This is a genomic window from Cupriavidus sp. GW823-FHT07A04 (assembly GCF_058794615.1).
The window spans coordinates 42,624-61,195 of the sequence record NZ_JBXAHA010000025.1 but is presented as its reverse complement, the minus strand read 5'-3'; the positions used below and the strand labels follow the sequence as shown (position 1 = coordinate 61,195).

Below are 18,572 nucleotides of genomic sequence, written 5' to 3'. Positions count from 1 at the left end.
TCTTTCGGATGAGAAATTTCGCAATCTGCGGCGGCAGCCTCTATTAACGATCCACCACGCGGACCGCGACGCTAAGATGCCCTGGCAATACCGCGCACGAGGAGAAAGTTCATGCGAGTCGCAGTACTGGAGGACAACCCGGCGCGAGCCGTCCTGCTAGAGCAGACGCTCAGGCTCAGCGGCCATGAGGCGGTGCGCTTTCGCGAAGGGGGTGCGCTGATGCAGGCGCTGCGCAACGAGCCCTACGCGCTGCTGCTGATGGCCTGGGAGGTTCCCGGCATCCCGGCGCGCGACGTCCTGCTGTGGATACGCCGTACCCTCGGCGATGCGTTGCCGGTGATGCTGCTGAGCCAGCACAACGACGACGACCATATCGCCCGGTGCTTCGCCCATGGCGCGGATGCCTTCCTGCCGCCGCCGGTACGCCACGCCGAGCTGGCCGCGCGCGTCGATGCGCTGCTGCGGCGCATGGCGCCGGTAGCGCAGGCCTGCGGCGACCTTGAGCTGGGTGCTTACCGCTTTGTGCTGGCCGAGCGGCGCGCCTTCGTCAACGGCCGCCTGGTCAAGCTGGCGCCCAAGGAGTACGAGCTGGCGGTCTTGCTGTTTCGCCATGCCGGCCAGTTGCTGCTGCGCCAGACCATCGAGGAATCGGTCTGGCGCCGCAGCATGCCGCCGGCATCGCGCACGGTGGACAGCCACCTGTCGCGCGTGCGCACCAAGCTGGCGCTGGAGCCGCGCAATGGCGTGCGCCTGTCGGCGGTGTATGCCACCGGCTGCCGGCTGGACCTGATCGAGCAGCCGTGACGCGGCTGCCCAGCCCGTCAGTCCGCCTTGATGCCCGCTTCCTTCACGATGCGGGCGTTGTCGTCGTATTCCGCATGGATGGCCTTGGCGAATTGCGCGGCGGTGCCGCCGGTGGGGACTTCGCCGCCCTTGAGCAGGCGCTCGCGCACCTCAGGCTCTTGCAGGGCCTTGTTCAGTTCGGCATTCAGCCTGGTGATGATAGCCACGGGCGTGTGCGCGGGCGCGAAGATACCGAAGGTGGAGGTGAGGTTGGCCTTGGGGTAGCCCAGCTCGGCAAACGTCGGCACATTGGGCAGCGACTCGATGCGCTTGGGTGCGCCCACCGCCAGCGCGCGCAGCCGGCCGGCCTGCATGTGCTGGGTCAGCATGGGGCTGGCGTTGGTGCTCATCACCTCGAACTGGCCGCCGAGGGCGTCGTTCATCTGTTGGCCCGCGCCCTTGTAAGGGATCAGGGTCAGGTCGGCCTTGGCCTTCGACTTGACCTGTTCCAGCATGACATGGCCCACCGTGCCCAGGCCCGACGTGGCCCAGCGCACCGAGCCCGGCTTGGCCTTGGCTTGCGCCAACAGGTCCTGGAACGACTTGCCGCCAAAGCTCGACGTGGCGATCACCAGCACCGGCGAATACATCACGCTCATGACCGGCGCGATGTCGCGCTGCGGATCGTAGTTGACGCGGCCCACGTGCGGGTTGAGCGTGAGCGGGCTGGTCGAGGCAAAGCCCAGCGTGTAGCCGTCCGGCGCGGCCTTGGCCACGGCGTCGATGCCGATGCTGCCACCCGCGCCCGCCTTGTTTTCCACCACCACCGAGGCACCCATCTGGGCCGACAGGCGCTCGCCGAGCGCGCGCGCCACGGTATCGCTGATGCCGCCGGTGGGATAGGCCACGATCAGCCGGATCGGGCGCGCGGGATACGCACCAGCGGCGCTGGCAGCGTCAGCGGCATTGGCGAGCGGGCTCGTCAGGGCGGCGGCAAACACGGAGGCAGCAGCCAGCAGGGGAATTCGGTGGGAAGCGGACATGGCGGGGGACGACGAGGACAACGGTTGGAAGACGGAACAACGGAACGACGGAACTGGCCGTGCTGGCGCCGCTGGGCGGCCCGGAACCGGGCGCTGGACCGTCAGCACGCAGGCAGGAAACAGGCGCTATTTTATCCGATCGGCGCCGCGGCCCAGCGCGCGGTCCGGCACCCACGAGACAAAGAGCTCGTTGGCGCGGTCATAGAGCCGCCAAACGGTGCCGCACTCGCGGCACGTGAACGTGAGCATGCTGAACGGCACGCCGGCGGCGCTCTGGCTGACCAGCGGCGCGGTGTGCTTGAGCACAAGCCGCTCATGCGGCTCGCGCCGGCGGGAATCCGCCGCTAGCGCCAGACAGTGATCGCAAGCGGGCCGGGATGAGGTGGGGGAAGGTACGGCGGACGTCATGCCCGCCATGATGCCGCAAAAACGGCGCGCCATTCACCCTGGTCGTTCACCTTTGCTTCGCCCTTGCGTTCACCCTTGCCGCGGCGCCAACGGCGCATGGGCCTTATCTGAAGCCCCGGAGCCTCCGGCAGCGGCCTGCGCCGCCTTCGGCGCGCGCTGCCCGAGCCACACGCTGGCCAGCACCAGCAGCGCGCCGGCCATCTGCGCCGGGCTCAGGCTCTGGCCGAGCACCAGGAATCCCAGCACGGTGGCGCTAACGGGGCTGAGCAGGCCCAGCGCGGACACCGCCGCGGTCGGCAAGCGGCCAATGCCACGGAACCAGAGCGCATAGCTCACGCCGGCGCCGGCCACGCACAGCCACAGGTAGCCGAGCACGTTGGGCACCGTCAGCCGCGCCGGCAGCGTCTCGAAGGCCAGCGCGAAGGGCAGCAGGAACAAGGCGCCCGCGGTGAGCTGCCACGCGGTGAGCACCAGCGGCGAGACCGGTGCCCGCCAGCGTTTGGCGAGCACCGTGCCCAACGCCATCGACACCGCGCCGGCCGCCGCGGCCGCCACGCCCACGCCATCCAGCCGCGCGGCGGGTCCCAGCACCAGCAAGGCCACGCCGCCGATGCCCCCCAGCCCGGCCAGCCACGTAGCCGGACGCGGCCGCGCGCCCAGCAGCAGCCACGCCAGCACCACCACCAGCAACGGCTGGATCGCGCCCACGGTGGCCGCCACGCCGCCCGGCAGCCGGTAGGCGGCGATAAACAACATGGCCTGGAACAAACCAATATTGAGCACGCCCAGCACCGCCGCCTTCCACCACCAGCCGCCGCGCGGCAGTTGCCGGCCCCACGCCAGCATCGCCAGGCCGGCCGGCAGCGCGCGGATCACGCCCGACAGCAGCGGCTGTCCCGGCGGCAGCCATTGGCTGGTGACCAGGTAGGTGCTGCCCCAGATCAGGGACGCCGAAGCGGTCAGCAGGACATCTGCCGTGCGTACCTGAACCTGCGGGGCAGGCGTGGAAGACGGCGAGGATGGGCGCGCTGCGGGCAGCGCTGGCGAGACGGGTTGGGGCGCGGGCTGCGGGTCGGGTTTCATGTTGTCACGGCTCCATTTTTCTTCACAACAATATTCTTGATATCAAGATATAAAATCCACTTTACGAACTGAAAGCCTTGATGTCAAGATTCTCGTCATCCAAGATCAACAGCAGCCCACCATGGCCACCCGCGGCAAACCCAAGGCAAGCAGCGCGACGGCGCCCTCCCCGAAAGCCGGCAACGACGAGGCACCCCAAGACGGGAGCGATCGCGTCGACCATATCCTGGCCCAGTGGGCGCGCGAGCGCCCGGACCTGGACGCAGCGCCGATGGGCATCATTGGCCGGGTCTGGCGCCTGGCGCGCCACACCGACCGCGCGGTGGAGTCCGCGCTGGCACCGACCGGCCTGAATACCTGGGAGTTCGACGTGCTGGCCACGCTGCGCCGCTCCGGCCCGCCTTATGCGCTGTCGCCGGGCGCGCTGATCGATTCGCTGATGATCACCTCGGGCACCATGACCAACCGGATCGACCATCTGGAACGCGCCGGGCTGGTGCGCCGCAGCCCCAACCCGGATGACCGGCGCGGGCTGCTGATCGAGCTGACCCAGCCGGGCCGGGTGCGCATCGACCACGCGCTGGAAGTGCACGTGGCCAATGAGCATCGTTTGCTGGAGCGGCTCTCGGCCGCGGAGCGCCAGCAGCTGGCAAGCCTGTTGCGGCGCTGGCTGCAGGGCTTCGAGGCAGCCGGCGAATGACGCGGCAGGCGAGGCGCGTCGCAGCAACGCATGCGCCTCGCCTGGCACGAACCCTGCAATCCGTCCTGCCTTTTCTCTGTTTCCCCCCACTGCGTTTTTCCTCACTGCATCACGGAGCCCCCACATGCGCTTGAACCTTAGCCCGCGCGCCAGCGCGCTTGCCCACCGCCGCCGTGCGTCCTTGAAAGCGGCGGCCGCGCTCGCCGCCCTGCTCTGCGCCGCTGCCGCGCAAGCGGCGCCGGTGGAGCCCGCCTACCAGCTGTCCCAGCAAGAAAAGCCAGCGCTGATCGCCACCCTCAAGGACCTGGTCTCGATCGAGTCCGGCAGCAAGGACATCGAAGGGCTGGACCGCATCGCCACGCTGATCCGCGACCGCCTGGCCGCGATGGGCGGCGACGCGCAGCTGATCGAGCCCACCGAGGTCTACCGCATGGAAGACACGCCCAAGCAAGTGGGCAAGATGGTGATGGCGCAGTTCAAGGGCACGGGCAAGCGCAACATCATGCTGATCGGCCATATGGATACGGTCTACCTGCGCGGCATGCTGGCGCAGCAGCCGTTTCGCATCGACGGCGAGCGCGCCTACGGCCTGGGCATCGCCGACGACAAGAACGGCGTGGCCGTGATCCTGCATACGGTGGCCATCCTGCAGAAAATGGGCTTCAAGGACTACGGCACGCTGACCGTGCTGATCAACGGCGACGAGGAAATCAGCTCGCCGGGCGCGCGCGCCATGCTGACCAAGATGGGCAGCCAGCAAGACGCGGTGTTCTCCTGCGAAGCCACGCGTGTGACCGGCGACCGCCTGTCGCTGGCCACCAGCGGCATCGGCGCCATCTCGCTGACCGTGCACGGCAAGGCCTCGCACGCCGGCAGCTCGCCCGAGAACGGCCGCAACGCGCTGTATGAACTATCGCACCAGATCCTGCAGATGCGCGACCTGTCCAACCACGAGACCGGGCTCAAGGTGAACTGGACGATCTCCTCGGCCGGCACCAACCGCAACGTGATCCCGGCCACCGCCACGGCCCAGGCCGACGTGCGCGTGCTGCGCACCGCCGACTACGACAACCTGGAGCGCACGCTGCAGGAACGCGTGAAGAAGCAGCTGATTCCCGATACCAAGGTCGAGGTCAAATTCGAACGTCGCCGGCCGCCGCTGGAAGTCACCGACGCCGCGCGCAAGCTGGCCGCGCACGCGCAAGGCGTGTATGCGGAGATCGGCGAGAAGCTCGCCGTGTACGACACCGCCGAAGGCGGCGGCACCGATGCGGCCTTTGCCGCGGCAGCCACCAAGGCGCCCGTGATCGAGCGCTTCGGCCTGCGCGGCTTTGGCGCGCACTCCAACGATGCGGAATACGTCGACCTCAACTCGGTCACACCGCGCCTGTACCTGCTTACGCGCATGATCATGGACGTGTCGCAGGACAAGACCGGCCGCTGATCGGCACGCCCAGCCTGTCGCGCGTGCCGGCCTGATGCCGGGCTGGCACGCTTCTCGCCTATGGAGCACGACAGGAGCGACGCAGAACAAACATGGTGCGGACCGTTTTCAGCAATCGACAGCACACGCCGCGCTCCTGACGGGTCACTGGATCTGAATGGGAGATACCGTATGGCAAGTGCAGACCGCATCGTCGAGCTGTCTCATCACGTTGGGTTGATCGCGGACAACAAGATCTCCAGCATTGCGGAGATCAACCGGGAAACGAAGTTCCTCGCCCTGAACGCCTTGATCGAGGCGGCACGCGCCGGCGATGCGGGCCGCGGCTTCAGCGTCGTGGCGAACCAGGTCAAGCAGGTCTCCGAGCGCATCTCCGGCATCACCGGCGAGCTCACCACGGAGCTGGGCGGCTCCATCGCCGAGCTCACCCAGCTCGGTGACGCCATGATCCGGCAGATGCGCGGCCACCAGGGCCAGCGCCTGGCCGACATGGCGCTGAACATGATCGACGTGGTCGACCGCAACCTGTACGAGCGCTCCTGCGACGTGCGCTGGTGGGCCACCGATGCCGCCATCGTGGACGCGGTGAGCCACCCCGGCCGTGCCAGCGCCAGCCATGCGAGCGAGCGCCTCGGCGTCATCCTCAACAGCTACACCGTCTACCTCGACCTGTGGGTGATCGACGCGCAAGGACGCGTCGTTGCCAATGGCCGCCCGCACGCCTACCCCGGCGTGGCAGGGCGCAATGTCTCGGGTGTGGAGTGGTTCCAGCGCGCGATGGCTACGGGCTCTGGCGACGACTATGTCGCGCACGATGTCGCGGTATCGCGCTTTCTCGACAACGCCAGCGTGGCCACCTACGCCACCGCCATCCGCGAAGGCGGCCGCGCCACCGGCGAACCCGCCGGCGTGCTCGCCATCTTCTTCAACTGGGCGCCGCAGGCGCAGGCGGTGGTCAAGGGCGTACGCCTGTCCCCGGAAGACTGGCAGCGCACACGCTGCCTGCTGGTGGACGCGAAGCACCGCGTCATCGCCGCGTCGGATGGCATGGGCTTGCTGGCCGAGACCTTCCCGCTGAAGGACGACAACCACCCCACCGGCTGGTACGAGGCGCCAGACGGCGCGCTGGTGGCGTTTGCCCGCACGCCGGGTTACGAGACCTATCCGGGGCTGGGCTGGTATGGCGTGATCGTCCAGCATCCGGCCGGCGGCAGGCATGCGGCAGGACACGCTTGATGCGCTGATATGGCAGCCCCACGGGTGCGCCTGGCACCACGTTGGGTTGCTGCAATGTGGCGCATGGGCACTACTTCGGTGCATGAAATCGAACACCGATATCGCCACTGGCCGCTGCGCGCAGGTGCAGGTGCAGGTGCAGGCTCAGGCCAGCTTTTTTCGCCCGCCCAGGTCTGGCAGGAAAATGGCCAGCAGCCCCAGCAACGGCAGGAAGGCGCACAGCTGGTAGACCGATTGGATGCCGTGCGCATCGGCCAGCTTGCCCAGCACCGCGGCGCCGATGCCGCCCATGCCGAAGGCAAAGCCGAAAAACAAGCCCGACACCATGCCCACCTTGCCCGGAATCAGCTCCTGCGCAAACACCAGGATGGCCGAGAACGCCGAGGCCAGGATAAAGCCGATGATGAACGACAGCACGCCAGTCCAGAACAGGTTGGCATGCGGCAGCATCAGCGTGAACGGCGCCACGCCCAGGATCGACGCCCAGATCACGCGCTTGCGGCCGATGCGGTCGCCGATCGGGCCGCCCAGGATGGTGCCGGCCGCCACCGCGAACAGGAACACGAACAGGTAGAGCTGCGAGCTCTGCCGCGTCAGGCCAAAACGCTCCATCAGGTAGAAGGTGTAATACGTGTTCAAGCTCGCCATGTAGAAATACTTGGAGAACACCAGCGCCATCAGCACCACCATGGCCCGCACCACGGTGCTGCGCGGCAGCGGCGCGGCGGCGGCGACAGCCTTGCGCTTGCGCGTGGTGTGCGCCAGTTCACGGCCATACCAGCCGCCGATTCGCCACAGCACGGCAATCGCCAGCAACGCCGCCAGCGAGAACCACGCCACGCTGCTCTGCTGATGCACGATCCACGCCGCCAGCAGCGGCCCGGTCGCGCTGCCCGCGTTGCCGCCAACCTGGAAGATCGACTGTGCCAGCCCGTGCTGCCCGCCCGACGCCATGCGCGCCACGCGCGACGACTCCGGATGGAAGATCGACGACCCGGTGCCCACCAGCGCCGCGGCCACCAGCAGCACGCCATAGGTAGGCGCCACCGACAGCAGCAACAAGCCGCACAACGTGAACCCCATGCCGATCGACAGCGACTGCGGCTTGGGATGCTTGTCGGTGTACAGGCCCACCACCGGCTGCAGCAGCGAGGCGGTGATCTGGTACGTCAGGGTCAGCAGCCCGATCTGGGTAAAGCTGAGGTTGAAGCCGCCCTTGAGCATCGGATAGATGGCCAGGATCAGCGACTGGATCATGTCGTTGAGGAAGTGCGAAAAACTGATCGCCCCCAGCACCCGGAAGCCGGTCCGCTCGGCGGCCTGCGCGGTAGTGGAAGTCTGGGCCAGGCCTTGCGGCGAGGCGTTCGCGCCGCCGGGCGCGGTTTCGATGCGGCTGCTCATGATGGAAACGGGGGGCTGAAAAGGCAATAGGGGAATCCTGGCGCTCATCCTAAATGGCACGATCCCGCCTGTCCTGCGAGAATAGGGCCAGAACCTTGGAGAAAAGGACATGCCCCGCCTCCCCCGCCCGATCGCACAGCGAAGCGCCGAAAACGCCGAAAGCGCCGCACCCACAGTGCCCTCCTCCCTGCCCGCCTCCCCCCGCGCCGACACCTACTCCAAGTCGCCCGCCTACCTGCAGTACGACCGCAGCGCCATGCCGGTCACCGCCATGGCCGCCGACTACGTGCCCGGCCACGTTACCAAGCCGCACCAGCATCCCAATGCACAACTGGTGCACGCGGTGCATGGCGTGATGGTGGTCGCCACCGCCGAAGGGCAATGGATCGTGCCCCCCACGCGCGGCATGTGGATGCCCGGGGGCATGGTGCACTGGATCCGCATGGTTGGGCACGTACGCATGCGCACCGCCTACATCCGGCCGGACGCCGCTGACAACCTGCCCACCCGCTGCACCGTGCTGGGCATCACGCCACTGCTGCGCGAACTCATCCTCGCCGCGATCGATATCCCTTCGCCCTACGCGGAAGCGTCCCGGGACGGGCGGCTGATGCGGTTGTTGCTGGATGAAGTCATGCTGGTGCCGACGTTGCCGTTGCACTTGCCGCGTCCTGCCGATGCGGGATTGCGGGAGATTTGCGACGCGATTGTCGGGGCGCCCGATACAGCGCTGACTTTGGCGCAATGGGGGGACCGGCTGGGAGTGGATCCCAAGACCATTCAGCGGCGCTTTGCTCGGGAGACCGGGATGACGTTCGGGCAGTGGCGGCAGCAGGCACGATTGCTGTCGGCGTTGGAGGGGCTGGCCGCCGGGGCTAAGGTGGTGGATGTGGCGTTGGATCTGGGGTATGAGAGTCCTAGTGCGTTTTCTACTATGTTCAGGAGGCAGTTTGGGGTGCCGCCTAGTGGGTTTTTTCGGTGATTTTTGGGGGGGTTAAGGGGGGAACCGTTGGCTCTTGGTGTTTGGTTTGGCTTTGATTTGGTACGGCGGTGGTTTTTGCACCCAAAAGCCATACGACATCCCCCTGCGGGGGCTGCCGGTCACTCTTCTTTGCGTCGGCAAAGAAGACTAACGAGAAGAAAGCCGACCCTGCCGGGAGCAGAGCAATCGGGCTTATGCGGGGCGGTGGTTTCGTCGTACGGCCCGGAGTGTTGGCTGGCCTTTGCCATACCGGCTTGGAGGGCATCGCAAATGCATGATCCAATGGTCACGTGGTGGTGCCCCTGATCGCTTTGCTCGGTGCGCGTTCGACCATCTGCCGATACCGGCGCGGACCATCACGACACATCGCCTGCCAATGGTTTCGTGGTGGGGCGGGCGCGGTGGTCAGGGCCTTGGGCATATCAAACCGGTGCCACCGCGCCCACGACGGAACCGGTGCGCCTGCAACTTCGTGGCCGGCCACGCCGCGAGCGACAGACGGCTTGAAGCAAGTGGTGTCCGCTACCGGGGGCCTCACCACGAATCCCGGAAGCCGGCAGGTTCGTGATCAGTCAATCCGGTACCGGCAGAAGCCTGCAGAACCGCTGGCCATACGACGAAACCAGCACCCTTAGCACCCGCGATTGCTCTGCTCCCGGCAGGGTCGGCTTTCTTCTCGTTAGTCTTCTTTGCCGACGCAAAGAAGAGTGACCGGCAGCCCCCGCAGGGGGATGTCGTATGGCTTTTGGGTCCAAAAACCATCACCGTTCATATAAACACCAGCCAATACAGCAAAAACCAACTGGTCTACCCTTGCCCCCTTTCACGCCTCCAAATACCTCTCCACCAACCTAGCCCAATAAGCCGCCCCAACCGTCAAATTCTCATCATTAAAATCATACCCAGCGTTATGCAGCAAAGGCTGCCCCGCCCCATTTCCCATCCGCACAAAACACCCCGGCCGCTGCTGCAGGAAGTAAGCAAAATCCTCGCTCCCGGCGATCAGCGGGAAATTCGCCACCACCTTGTCGGATCCCACCAGTTCCTCAGCCACCTGGCGGGCGAACTCGGTCTCGCGCTCACTGTTGATCAACACCGGGTAGCCCCGGATGTAATCAATCTCCACGGTCGCGCCATAACCCTCCACATGCGAGGTCACCAGCCGCCGGATACGATCCTCCAGCGTGCGCCGCACATCGGGGCTGAACGAGCGCACGCTCAACTCCAGCTTGGCGCTCTCGGGGATCACATTGGGCGCATGCCCGGCATGCAACGTGCCGATGGTGACCACGGCGGTTTCGTTCGGGTCGATATTGCGCGACACGATGCTCTGCAGCGCCATCACCAGGCTGCCGGCAACCAGGATCGGGTCGATCGACTGGTGCGGGCGGGCCGCGTGGCCGCCCTTGCCGCGGATGGTGATGGCGACCGTATCGCAGGCCGCCATGAAGGGGCCGGCGCGGAACATGAAGGTGCCGGCTTCCACGCCGGGATGGTTGTGCAGCCCGAAGATCGCGTCGCAGGGAAAGCGCTCGAACAGGCCGTCGGCGAGCATGCGCTCGGCGCCGCCGCCGGCGCCGATTTCCTCGGCGGGCTGGAAGATCAGGTTGACGGTGCCGTTGAAGTTGCGTGTGCGGGCCAGCTGGCGCGCCGCGCCGAGCAGCACGGTGGTGTGGCCGTCGTGGCCGCAGGCGTGCATCTTGCCGGCGTGGATGCTGGCGTACGCCAGGCCGGTGCGCTCATGAATGGGCAGCGCGTCCATGTCGGCGCGCACGCCGATGCTGCGCGGACCGTCGCCCTGGCGCAGCGTGCCGACCACGCCGGTGCCGCCAACGCTGCGCGTCACCGCGTAGCCCCAGCCTTCAAGCTGAGTGGCGACCAGCTCGGCGGTGCGCACTTCGTCGAAGGCGAGCTCGGGGTGCTGGTGGATGCTGTGGCGGATGGCTTCCAGCTCGGCGCGGCTGTCGACGGTGTCGGCCAGTTCACAGAATCGTGAAGCGCGGGAAGCGAAGGTAGCGGAGGCGGCGGCGGCGGGTCGGGTCGCGTGCGAGTCGGCAAGAAGTGACTCGATCAGTTCGGGGGCGTGTTCTGACATGGCAGTACTCTTTTTCTCGATGCCCCTTTGCGAGGCGTGGGGCGTATAGAAAACAGTATTTCACGCTGGGCGCAGAGCGCAAACGGTTTAACCCTTTGTAGCGAAATCAGGGTAACAACTGTTGCGAACGGGGAACGTTCTCGCGTTCGTTGGGATCATGGGGAGATTTGCGGCCGTGGAGGCAGGTGTCGATAGCGGTACAGGCGGCAGGCACGACGCTGGATCTGCGTTGTCGTGCTCCCCTCTCCCGCGCGCGAGAGGGGTTGGGGGGGAGAGCGGGCGCTCGATACGCCGGCGTGCTGGAAAACACCACGGGCTTCGCTTTGCGTGGCTCCTAGCTAAGCCACCCCTCTCCCCAGCCCTCTCCCCATGAGGGGAGAGGGAGCGACAGCCGTCGTCATGGCGCGCGGTTTTGCCCGCCCCTAGGCGTAGGCCACCACCGTCTGGCCCTGCTCGCCCAGGCCGTCGATGCCCAGGCGCATGGTGTCGCCCGCCTTGAGGAAGCGCGGCGGCTTGAAGCCCATGCCCACGCCCGGCGGCGTGCCGGTGCAGATCAGGTCGCCGGGGTGCAGCGTCATGAAGCGGCTGACGTAGCTCACCAGCGTGGCCACATCGAACACCATGGTGGCGGTGCTGCCCTTCTGCACGCGCTGGCCGTTGACGTCCAGCCACAAGCCCAGCGCCTGCGGGTCGGCCACTTCGTCGCGCGTGACCAGCCACGGGCCGACCGGGCAGAAGGTGTCGCAGCCCTTGCCCTTGTCCCAGGTGCCGCCGCGCTCGATCTGGAATTCGCGCTCGGAGACGTCGTTCACCACGCAATAGCCGGCCACGTGCGAGAGCGCATCGGCGAGCGCGACGTTGCGTGCCACTTTGCCGATCACCACGCCAAGCTCCACTTCCCAGTCGGTCTTCTCGGAGCCGCGCGGCAGCATCACCGCGTCGTTGGGCCCGTTGAGCGAGCTGTTGGCTTTCAGGAAGACGATGGGCTCGGCCGGCAACGCCATGCCCGCCTCGGCGGCGTGGTCGGCGTAGTTCAGGCCGATCGCCACGATCTTGCCGATGCCGCTCCAGGGCACGCCGAAGCGCTCGGCCTGCACCACCGGCAGCGTGGCCGGGTCCAGCTTGGCCAGGCGCGCCAGCGCTTCGGCCGACAACGCCTGCGGCCCGAGGCCGTCCAGCACGCCGGACAGGTCGCGCACGCGGCCTTCGGCATCGATCAGACCCGGGCGTTCCGCGCCCGGCTTACCCACACGTACTAGTTTCATCGTTTCCCCTTGGCTTCGGTGGCGATGTGGCCGGCGGGCTCGGAAAGGGTCCGCGCGACCACGGTCAGGACTTCTTTTGCAGTGTTCTCGGAATGCTGGCGCAGCACCTGCGCCAGCCGCGGCCGGCCCGGTTCGCGCAGCGCGGCCATGATGGCCTCGTGCTCCTCGTGCGACTCCTGCCAGCGCAGCATATCCGCATTGGCGGCGCCGCGCGCGCGGTGGACCTTGCTCATCAGCATGGCGTAGATGCCAGCCAGCACGAGGTTGGCCGCGCCGTCGATGATCAGCTGGTGGATTTCCTGGTTGGTGCGGAAGTACTCGGTGCGCCGCCCCGCCGCGTGAGCCTCCAGCATGGCCTGGTGCTTGCGTTCCAGCCGCGCCATGGCCACCTCGGACAGGCGCGCCGCCGCGAGTTCGCCGGCGGTGGCCTCCAGCCCGTGCAGCGTCTCGAAGGTGGAGCGCAGCTCATCCAGATCGAGCGGGGCCACGCGGTAGCCGATGTACTGCCGATGCAGCACCAGGCCTTCGGACACCAGCACCTTGAGCGCCTCGCGCAGCGGCGTCTTGGAGACGTCGAACATCTCGCAAAAGGCGCGCTCGTCGATGCGCGCGCCGGGGGGCAGCTCGCCCTCCTCGATCATGGTGCGCAGCCGCGCGGCGATTTCGGCCGACATGCCGAGGGTGCGCAGGCGGGTGGATTTAGGAAGCGTTTGAGTCACAGACATCACCGAGATGGGGAACATGCACCACAAGAAGGCTAACACATCCCAAAATTGTGCGTTCGCATAACAATAAAATCAACTACTTACGAGAGTTGTAATTACAGATTACGTATCCTATACTCCGTCCCAGTTGCGCGACACACAACACAAACCGCCTAACATTCCCCCAAAGGAGACAAGCGTCATGCAAACGACAAGCCGGGCTGCAGCGCTAACGGAGACGAAGAGCTCCGTGCGCTGGAAGATTTTCCTGATGATGTTGTTCCTCATCGCCATCAACTACATCGACCGGGCCTCGCTCTCGGTCGCGATGCCGCTGATCGCCAAGGAGTTCGATCTCAGCCCCACCATGCAGGGGCTGATCCTCAGCTCTTTCTTCTGGACCTACGCGGTCATGCAGATTCCCGGCGGCATGCTGGCGGACAAGTACAAGCCGCGCATCGTGATCGCCACCGCCACTGTCTTCTGGGGTGCGTTCCAGGCTCTGGCAGCCGTGTGCACCAGCGCCGGCGCGCTGTTGCTGACCCGGCTCGGGCTGGGCGCGGCCGAGGCGCCGATCTACCCGGCCGGCGGCAAGCTCAATGCGATCTGGATGACGCAGAACGAACGCGGCCGCGGCGCCACCCTGCTGGACGGCGGCGCGCCGCTGGGTGCGGCGCTCGGCGCCATCATCATCACCTGGCTGATCACCGCGCTGGGTTCCTGGCGCCTGGCCTTCGTGGTCGCTGGCGTGGGCACCGTGCTGGCCGGCATGCTGGCGTGGTACTACGTGCGCAACTCGCCGCGCGAGCACCGTGGCGTCAATGAGCTGGAAGCGAGCTATATCGAAGCCGCGCAAGCCAGCGAGCACCGCGCCGAGCCGGCCAACCTGTCGGGCCGCTCGCTCGACTTCCTCAAGTACCGCTCCGTGTGGTGCATGGCGACCGGCTGGATGTGCTTCAACAGCGTCTTCTACGGCCTGCTGACGTGGATGCCCAACTACCTGAACAAGGTGCACGGCTTCGACATCAAGCAGATGGGCGGCGCCAGCTTCATCATCTTCTTCTCGGGCTTTATCGGTGAACTCATCGGCGGCTGGATCGCCGACAAGTGGAAGGCCGCGGGCGGCGCGCCCAACCTGGTGATGCGCACCCTGTTCGGCATCGCCGCCGTGGTGGCTACCGTGTCGATCTTCTCGGTGGCGTACGTGAAGGATCCGGTGGTGGTGGTTGCCCTGCTCTCCTCCACGCTGTTCTTCCTGCGCTGGTGCGGCCTGTACTGGTGCATCCCGTCCATCCTCGGCACCCGCAACAAGGTGGGCGTGCTGGGCGGCATCATGAACCTGGGCGGCAATATCGGCGGCATCACCGTGCCCATCATCGTCGGCATGATCGTGCAGTTCACCGGCTCGTACTTCCTGGCGCTGATGTTCTTTGCCGCCGCCGGCGTGGGCCTGCTGATCTCCTCGACTGCGATCGACTACGAGAAGAAGCTGCCGGTCTGAGCGCAGCGCGACCTCCACAGCTAGCCATACAGTCGCACGCGCCGCGCCGGCACACGCCGGCCGCGGCGCGGCATCTCCTAAAGAGCATTACCCCATGACCAAACGCACCCTCCTCGGCATGCTCACGCCGTCGTCCAATACCGCGCTGGAACCCATCACCAGCGCGATGGTGAGCGGCTTGCCCAATGTCAGCGCGCATTTCTCGCGCTTCACCGTTACCGAGATCTCGCTGCGCGACCAGGCGCTGGGCCAGTTCGATCTCGACAAGATCATCGGCGCCGCCAAATTGCTGGCCGACGCGCGCGTGGACGTGATCGCATGGAACGGCACCTCTTCCGGCTGGCTCGGCTTCGAGAAAGACCAGGCGCTGTGCCGGCAGATCACCGAGGCAACCGGCATTCCCGCCACCACCTCGGTGCTGGCGCTGAACGAAATCCTGGAAAAGACCGGCGCGCTCGATTTCGGCCTGGTCACGCCCTATCTCGACGATGTGCAGCAACGCATCGTGCAGAACTACAAGCGCAACGGCTTTAGCTGCACGGCGGAGCGCCACCTCGACCTGCACGTGAACTACAGCTTCGCCGAGGTGGAAGAAGACACCATCCGCCGCATGGTGCGCGAAGTGGCGCAGCACAAGCCGTCTGCCATCACCACGTTCTGCACCAACTTGCGCGCGGCACACCTGGTGCAAGCGCTGGAAGCCGAGACCGGCATCCCCGTCTACGACACCATCTCCACCGTGGTGTGGAAATCGCTGCGGCTGGCTGGCGTGGATACGCGCGCGCTGCGCGGCTGGGGCCGCTTGTTTGCCGAAGTGGAATGAAGGAGCAGGGCGCATGAACACCGAACTTGATCTTGTCATCCGCAACGCCGAAGTGGTCACCGCCTCAGACCGCTTCACCTGCGACATCGGCGTGCGCGACGGCCGCATCGCCATGCTGGGCCATGACCTGCCGCGCGCCGCGCGCGAAATGGATGCCACCGGCCTGCTGGCGCTGCCGGGCGGCGTGGATGGCCACGTCCACCTGGACCAGCCCATGCCCGACGGCATGCGCATGGCGGATGATTTTTTCACCGGCACGCGCGCTGCCGTGTGCGGTGGCACCACCACGGTGATCCCGTTCGCGGCGCAGGAAAAGGGCGGCTCGCTCAAGGCAGCGGTGGCGGACTACCATCGCCGCGCCGAAGGCCGTGCGGTGGCGGACTACGGCTTCCACCTGATCGTGGCGGACCCCACGCCGGATGTCTTGCAGAATGAATTGCCCGAACTGATTCGCAAGGGCTACACCTCGTTCAAGGTCTACATGACCTACGACGATCTGAAGCTATCCGACCGCGAGATGCTGGACGTGCTCGACGTGGCCAAGCAAAACGATGCGCTGGTGATGGTGCATGCCGAGAACGCGGATTGCATCTCGTGGCTCACTGAAAAACTGGTCGGGGAAGGGCGCATCTCGCCGCGTTTCCACGGCATGGCCCGGCCTGCGCTGGTGGAACGCGAAGCCACGCACCGCGCGATCACCTTTGCCGAGCTGGTCGACGTGCCGATCCTGATCGTGCATGTTTCCGGCAAGGAGGCGATCGAGCAGATTCGCTGGGCACAGGGCAGGGGGCTGCCGATCCTGGCCGAGACCTGCCCGCAGTACCTGTACCTGACTGCCGAGGATATGGGCTTGCCTGGCGATGATGGCTACGAAGGCGCCAAGTGCGTGTGCAGCCCGCCGCCGCGCGATCCGGAGAATCAGGCTGCTGTCTGGCGTGCGCTGACCAATGGCGTGTTCAGCGTGTTTTCCTCGGACCATGCGCCGTTCAACTATGACGATCCGCAAGGCAAGAAGCTGGGCGGCACGGCCCAGCCGTTTGACCACATTCCCAATGGCGTGCCCGGGATCGAGACGCGCTTGCCGCTGTTGTTCAACGGCATCGCGCAAGGCCGGCTTTCGTTGCATCAGTTTGTCGAGCTGACTTCGTACCGGCCGGCGCGGCTCTATGGCTTGTATCCGCGCAAGGGAACCATCGCTGTTGGCGCGGATGCCGATATTGCGTTGTGGGATCCATCGCGGAAGGTGCGGATTGCTAATAGCGATTTGCATCATGCGGTGGATTACACGCCGTATGAGGGGATTGAAGTGACCGGGTGGCCGGTGCATTGCTTCTCGCGGGGGGAGTTGCTGGTGGAGGATGGGAGGTATCTGGAGCCGGTTCCGGGGCGGGGGAGGTTCTTGCCTGCGGGCGCGCCGTCGTTGGTTTGAGGCTTGGTGGTTTTGGTTTCGACTTCCACTGCTTAACTTCAAAGTCAGCTTCAAAGTCAGCTTCAAAGGCTCAAAGTCAAAGGCAGTTTCACCACCCCTGCGGGGCGGCGACCTACTTTCTTGTCTTGCCAAGAAAGTAGGCAAAGAAGGCGCGCCGGATGGGGCGACACCCCCTCGTCGTCAGCCAAAAAGAGCGGCCGGGGGCCAAACTCACATCGCCTTAAGGCGATGCTCAGACATGGCCCCCTCTTTTCCGCTCTTTTTGCCTGCCGACGAGGCGCCCCATACGGCCTGGTACACCTTCACGGCTCGCTTCGCATCGCGTGGGGGCCCCTGGGGCCCCTGGGCGCCTGCTGGTGGTGAGCATTCTTTCCGGACATGATCATGCGTATTCTTGTTGTTAATCCTAATATTTCCGAGAGCGTTACCGAGCTGATTCGCGCGGAGGCTTTGCGTACGGCTTCGCCGGGGACTTCGCTGACGATGGCGACGGCGCAGTTTGGCGTGGCTTATATCGAGACGCGTTTCGAGGCGCTGGTGGGGGGCTACGCTACGGCTTGCGTGGCGGCGGAGCATCAGGGGCAGTTCGATGGCCTGGTGGTGGCTGCGTTTGGCGATCCTGGGCTGGCGGGGTTGAAGGAGCTGTTCAATGTGCCGGTGGTGGGCATGACAGAGGCGGCGCTGGCCAGCGCCTGCCTGCTTGGGCAGCGTTTTTCCATCATTGCGATTTCGCATCGGATCGAGGCCTGGTATCGCGAGTGCGTGGCGGCTAACGGGCTGACCTCGCGGCTGGCCAGCGTGCGTTCGCTGCAGCAGCCGCTGCGCGATATCGGCAGCGTGCAGGAGGATCATGCGGCGCGGCTGGAGGAACTCAGCCTGAAGGCAGTGCGCGAGGATGGTGCGGACGTGATCATCGTGGCCGGCGCGCCGCTGGCCGGGCTGGCGCGTACGCTCAAGGACCGGATTCCGGTGCCGGTGGTGGATGGCGTGTCCAGCGCGATCCGGCATTGCGAGAGCTTGATTGCGCTGGCGCCCACTGGCGCGGCGCAAGGCAGCTTCGCGCGCCCGCCGCACAAGCCGAATCGCGGCTTGCCGCCGACGCTGGCAGCGATGCTGGACTAAGTTGCGCGGCCGGGCGCAGGCCGTCTCTTATAATCTCCCGGCTTGGCATTTCGATGCGATCTCCGGAGAGAATACCTTGCGACAAGCCCTGTTGATCGTCGACGTTCAGCCCACCTTCTCGCCGCCACAATGGCTGATCGATGGCCTGTTGCCACTGATCGGCCAGATGCCTTCGGTAGCAACCGTGGAGCACCATGACGAAGCGCGCACGCCGTTCATGCGCCAGCTCGGCTGGGCGCCCGGCACGGGCGACCAGTCCCTCATACCGGCGGATCGCGTGTTCGTGAAGCATGGCTACCTGCCGTGCGCCGAGGCAATTGCGTATCTGCGTGAGCTGGCGCCAGAACGTGTGCTTGTTGCCGGCATCCAGACCGAGACCTGCGTGCTGGCAGCGGGCTTCGCGCTGTTCGATGCGGGCCTGCAGCCCACGCTGATCTCCGATCTCACCGTCGGGTCGTCTCTCGATCCTTCCGGTGCGCTGGGCGAGACGCTGTGGCGGCATCATTTCGGCAGCGTGGTGACGCGCGCCGACATCATTGGGCAGGCCTGACGC

Annotated in this window: 17 protein-coding genes; 10 read left to right on the top strand and 7 right to left on the bottom strand. The window is 66.1% G+C overall.

Annotated elements, in window-relative coordinates; all coding sequences use genetic code 11:
• The first annotated feature begins 111 nt into the window (after window positions 1–111).
• The gene (locus tag AC1Q7Q_RS34210) at window positions 112–804 is read left to right on the top strand and encodes a response regulator transcription factor (protein WP_492376210.1); all 693 of its coding nucleotides are present in this window, start codon (window positions 112–114) and stop codon (window positions 802–804) included.
• A gap of 17 nt (window positions 805–821) precedes the next feature.
• Here the strand turns inward: AC1Q7Q_RS34210 and AC1Q7Q_RS34205 are convergent, their stop codons facing one another.
• The 3 genes from AC1Q7Q_RS34205 to AC1Q7Q_RS34195 form a co-directional block, all read right to left on the bottom strand.
• Window positions 822–1,826, bottom strand: a complete 1,005-nt coding sequence (locus AC1Q7Q_RS34205) for a Bug family tripartite tricarboxylate transporter substrate binding protein (RefSeq protein ID WP_492376209.1) — start codon at window positions 1,824–1,826, stop codon at window positions 822–824.
• Between the two features lie 126 nt (window positions 1,827–1,952).
• Window positions 1,953–2,243: a hypothetical protein gene (locus AC1Q7Q_RS34200; protein ID WP_150985467.1), complete on the bottom strand. Its 291-nt coding sequence runs from the start codon at window positions 2,241–2,243 to the stop codon at window positions 1,953–1,955.
• Between the two features lie 60 nt (window positions 2,244–2,303).
• A complete protein-coding gene (locus AC1Q7Q_RS34195; protein ID WP_492376208.1) occupies window positions 2,304–3,317 on the bottom strand; it encodes an EamA family transporter in 1,014 nt (337 codons plus the stop codon).
• A gap of 121 nt (window positions 3,318–3,438) precedes the next feature.
• On the opposite strand from AC1Q7Q_RS34195, the gene AC1Q7Q_RS34190 reads away from it, so the two are divergent.
• The 3 genes from AC1Q7Q_RS34190 (at window position 3,439) to AC1Q7Q_RS34180 (ending at window position 6,697) form a co-directional block, all read left to right on the top strand.
• Entirely contained in the window at window positions 3,439–4,017 is a 579-nt protein-coding gene (locus AC1Q7Q_RS34190) for a MarR family winged helix-turn-helix transcriptional regulator (protein WP_492376207.1), read from the top strand.
• A gap of 124 nt (window positions 4,018–4,141) precedes the next feature.
• Window positions 4,142–5,461, top strand: coding sequence for a M20/M25/M40 family metallo-hydrolase (locus AC1Q7Q_RS34185; protein WP_492376206.1), 1,320 nt, complete (start codon window positions 4,142–4,144; stop codon window positions 5,459–5,461).
• Window positions 5,462–5,632: 171 nt separating this feature from the next.
• Window positions 5,633–6,697 (top strand): cache domain-containing protein, encoded by a 1,065-nt coding sequence (locus tag AC1Q7Q_RS34180; protein WP_492376205.1) that lies wholly within the window; start codon window positions 5,633–5,635, stop codon window positions 6,695–6,697.
• A gap of 144 nt (window positions 6,698–6,841) precedes the next feature.
• On the opposite strand, the gene AC1Q7Q_RS34175 is transcribed toward AC1Q7Q_RS34180, so the two are convergent.
• Window positions 6,842–8,098, bottom strand: a complete 1,257-nt coding sequence (locus AC1Q7Q_RS34175; protein ID WP_492376204.1) for an MFS transporter — start codon at window positions 8,096–8,098, stop codon at window positions 6,842–6,844.
• 109 nt (window positions 8,099–8,207) lie between these two features.
• Between AC1Q7Q_RS34175 and AC1Q7Q_RS34170 the strand changes: the two genes are divergently transcribed.
• Window positions 8,208–9,080 carry an AraC family transcriptional regulator gene (locus AC1Q7Q_RS34170; protein WP_492387267.1) on the top strand — a complete coding sequence of 291 codons (873 nt, stop codon included), beginning with the start codon at window positions 8,208–8,210 and terminating at the stop codon, window positions 9,078–9,080.
• A gap of 823 nt (window positions 9,081–9,903) precedes the next feature.
• Here the strand turns inward: AC1Q7Q_RS34170 and AC1Q7Q_RS34165 are convergent.
• The 3 genes from AC1Q7Q_RS34165 to AC1Q7Q_RS34155 form a co-directional block, all read right to left on the bottom strand.
• Window positions 9,904–11,175 (bottom strand): M20 aminoacylase family protein, encoded by a 1,272-nt coding sequence (locus tag AC1Q7Q_RS34165; RefSeq protein ID WP_492376706.1) that lies wholly within the window; start codon window positions 11,173–11,175, stop codon window positions 9,904–9,906.
• A gap of 422 nt (window positions 11,176–11,597) precedes the next feature.
• Window positions 11,598–12,440 (bottom strand): fumarylacetoacetate hydrolase family protein, encoded by an 843-nt coding sequence (locus AC1Q7Q_RS34160; RefSeq protein WP_492376705.1) that lies wholly within the window; start codon window positions 12,438–12,440, stop codon window positions 11,598–11,600.
• Window positions 12,437–13,165, bottom strand: a complete 729-nt coding sequence (locus tag AC1Q7Q_RS34155) for a GntR family transcriptional regulator (RefSeq protein ID WP_492376704.1) — start codon at window positions 13,163–13,165, stop codon at window positions 12,437–12,439. Before AC1Q7Q_RS34155 ends, AC1Q7Q_RS34160 begins: the two co-directional genes overlap by 4 nt.
• A gap of 181 nt (window positions 13,166–13,346) precedes the next feature.
• On the opposite strand from AC1Q7Q_RS34155, the gene AC1Q7Q_RS34150 reads away from it, so the two are divergent.
• From AC1Q7Q_RS34150 to AC1Q7Q_RS34130, 5 genes are all read left to right on the top strand, one after another.
• Entirely contained in the window at window positions 13,347–14,645 is a 1,299-nt protein-coding gene (locus AC1Q7Q_RS34150; RefSeq protein WP_183035833.1) for an MFS transporter, read from the top strand.
• Between the two features lie 94 nt (window positions 14,646–14,739).
• Window positions 14,740–15,468 (top strand): maleate cis-trans isomerase family protein, encoded by a 729-nt coding sequence (locus AC1Q7Q_RS34145; protein ID WP_492376703.1) that lies wholly within the window; start codon window positions 14,740–14,742, stop codon window positions 15,466–15,468.
• A 13-nt stretch (window positions 15,469–15,481) separates the two neighbouring features.
• Window positions 15,482–16,897 (top strand): dihydropyrimidinase, encoded by a 1,416-nt coding sequence (gene hydA, locus AC1Q7Q_RS34140; RefSeq protein ID WP_492376702.1) that lies wholly within the window; start codon window positions 15,482–15,484, stop codon window positions 16,895–16,897.
• Window positions 16,898–17,281: 384 nt separating this feature from the next.
• Complete coding sequence (locus tag AC1Q7Q_RS34135) at window positions 17,282–18,019, top strand: aspartate/glutamate racemase family protein (RefSeq protein ID WP_416050132.1); 738 nt, start codon at window positions 17,282–17,284, stop codon at window positions 18,017–18,019.
• A 76-nt stretch (window positions 18,020–18,095) separates the two neighbouring features.
• Window positions 18,096–18,569, top strand: coding sequence for an isochorismatase family protein (locus tag AC1Q7Q_RS34130; protein WP_150985420.1), 474 nt, complete (start codon window positions 18,096–18,098; stop codon window positions 18,567–18,569).
• Window positions 18,570–18,572 lie beyond the last annotated feature (3 nt).

Excerpts from the sequence above, each read along its gene's own strand:
- AC1Q7Q_RS34205 (WP_492376209.1), bottom strand. The coding sequence starts at position 1,826 with ATGTCCGCTTCCCACCGAATTCCCCTGCTGGCTGCTGCCTCCGTGTTT.
- AC1Q7Q_RS34160 (WP_492376705.1), bottom strand. The coding sequence starts at position 12,440 with ATGAAACTAGTACGTGTGGGTAAGCCGGGCGCGGAACGCCCGGGTCTG.
- AC1Q7Q_RS34150 (WP_183035833.1), top strand. The coding sequence starts at position 13,347 with ATGCAAACGACAAGCCGGGCTGCAGCGCTAACGGAGACGAAGAGCTCC.
- AC1Q7Q_RS34135 (WP_416050132.1), top strand. The coding sequence starts at position 17,282 with ATGCGTATTCTTGTTGTTAATCCTAATATTTCCGAGAGCGTTACCGAG.
- AC1Q7Q_RS34210 (WP_492376210.1), top strand. The coding sequence starts at position 112 with ATGCGAGTCGCAGTACTGGAGGACAACCCGGCGCGAGCCGTCCTGCTA.
- AC1Q7Q_RS34180 (WP_492376205.1), top strand. The coding sequence starts at position 5,633 with ATGGCAAGTGCAGACCGCATCGTCGAGCTGTCTCATCACGTTGGGTTG.
- hydA (WP_492376702.1), top strand. The coding sequence starts at position 15,482 with ATGAACACCGAACTTGATCTTGTCATCCGCAACGCCGAAGTGGTCACC.
- AC1Q7Q_RS34155 (WP_492376704.1), bottom strand. The coding sequence starts at position 13,165 with ATGTCTGTGACTCAAACGCTTCCTAAATCCACCCGCCTGCGCACCCTC.
- AC1Q7Q_RS34195 (WP_492376208.1), bottom strand. The coding sequence starts at position 3,317 with ATGAAACCCGACCCGCAGCCCGCGCCCCAACCCGTCTCGCCAGCGCTG.
- AC1Q7Q_RS34145 (WP_492376703.1), top strand. The coding sequence starts at position 14,740 with ATGACCAAACGCACCCTCCTCGGCATGCTCACGCCGTCGTCCAATACC.
- AC1Q7Q_RS34200 (WP_150985467.1), bottom strand. The coding sequence starts at position 2,243 with ATGGCGGGCATGACGTCCGCCGTACCTTCCCCCACCTCATCCCGGCCC.
- AC1Q7Q_RS34190 (WP_492376207.1), top strand. The coding sequence starts at position 3,439 with ATGGCCACCCGCGGCAAACCCAAGGCAAGCAGCGCGACGGCGCCCTCC.
- AC1Q7Q_RS34185 (WP_492376206.1), top strand. The coding sequence starts at position 4,142 with ATGCGCTTGAACCTTAGCCCGCGCGCCAGCGCGCTTGCCCACCGCCGC.
- AC1Q7Q_RS34175 (WP_492376204.1), bottom strand. The coding sequence starts at position 8,098 with ATGAGCAGCCGCATCGAAACCGCGCCCGGCGGCGCGAACGCCTCGCCG.
- AC1Q7Q_RS34165 (WP_492376706.1), bottom strand. The coding sequence starts at position 11,175 with ATGTCAGAACACGCCCCCGAACTGATCGAGTCACTTCTTGCCGACTCG.
- AC1Q7Q_RS34170 (WP_492387267.1), top strand. The coding sequence starts at position 8,208 with ATGCCCCGCCTCCCCCGCCCGATCGCACAGCGAAGCGCCGAAAACGCC.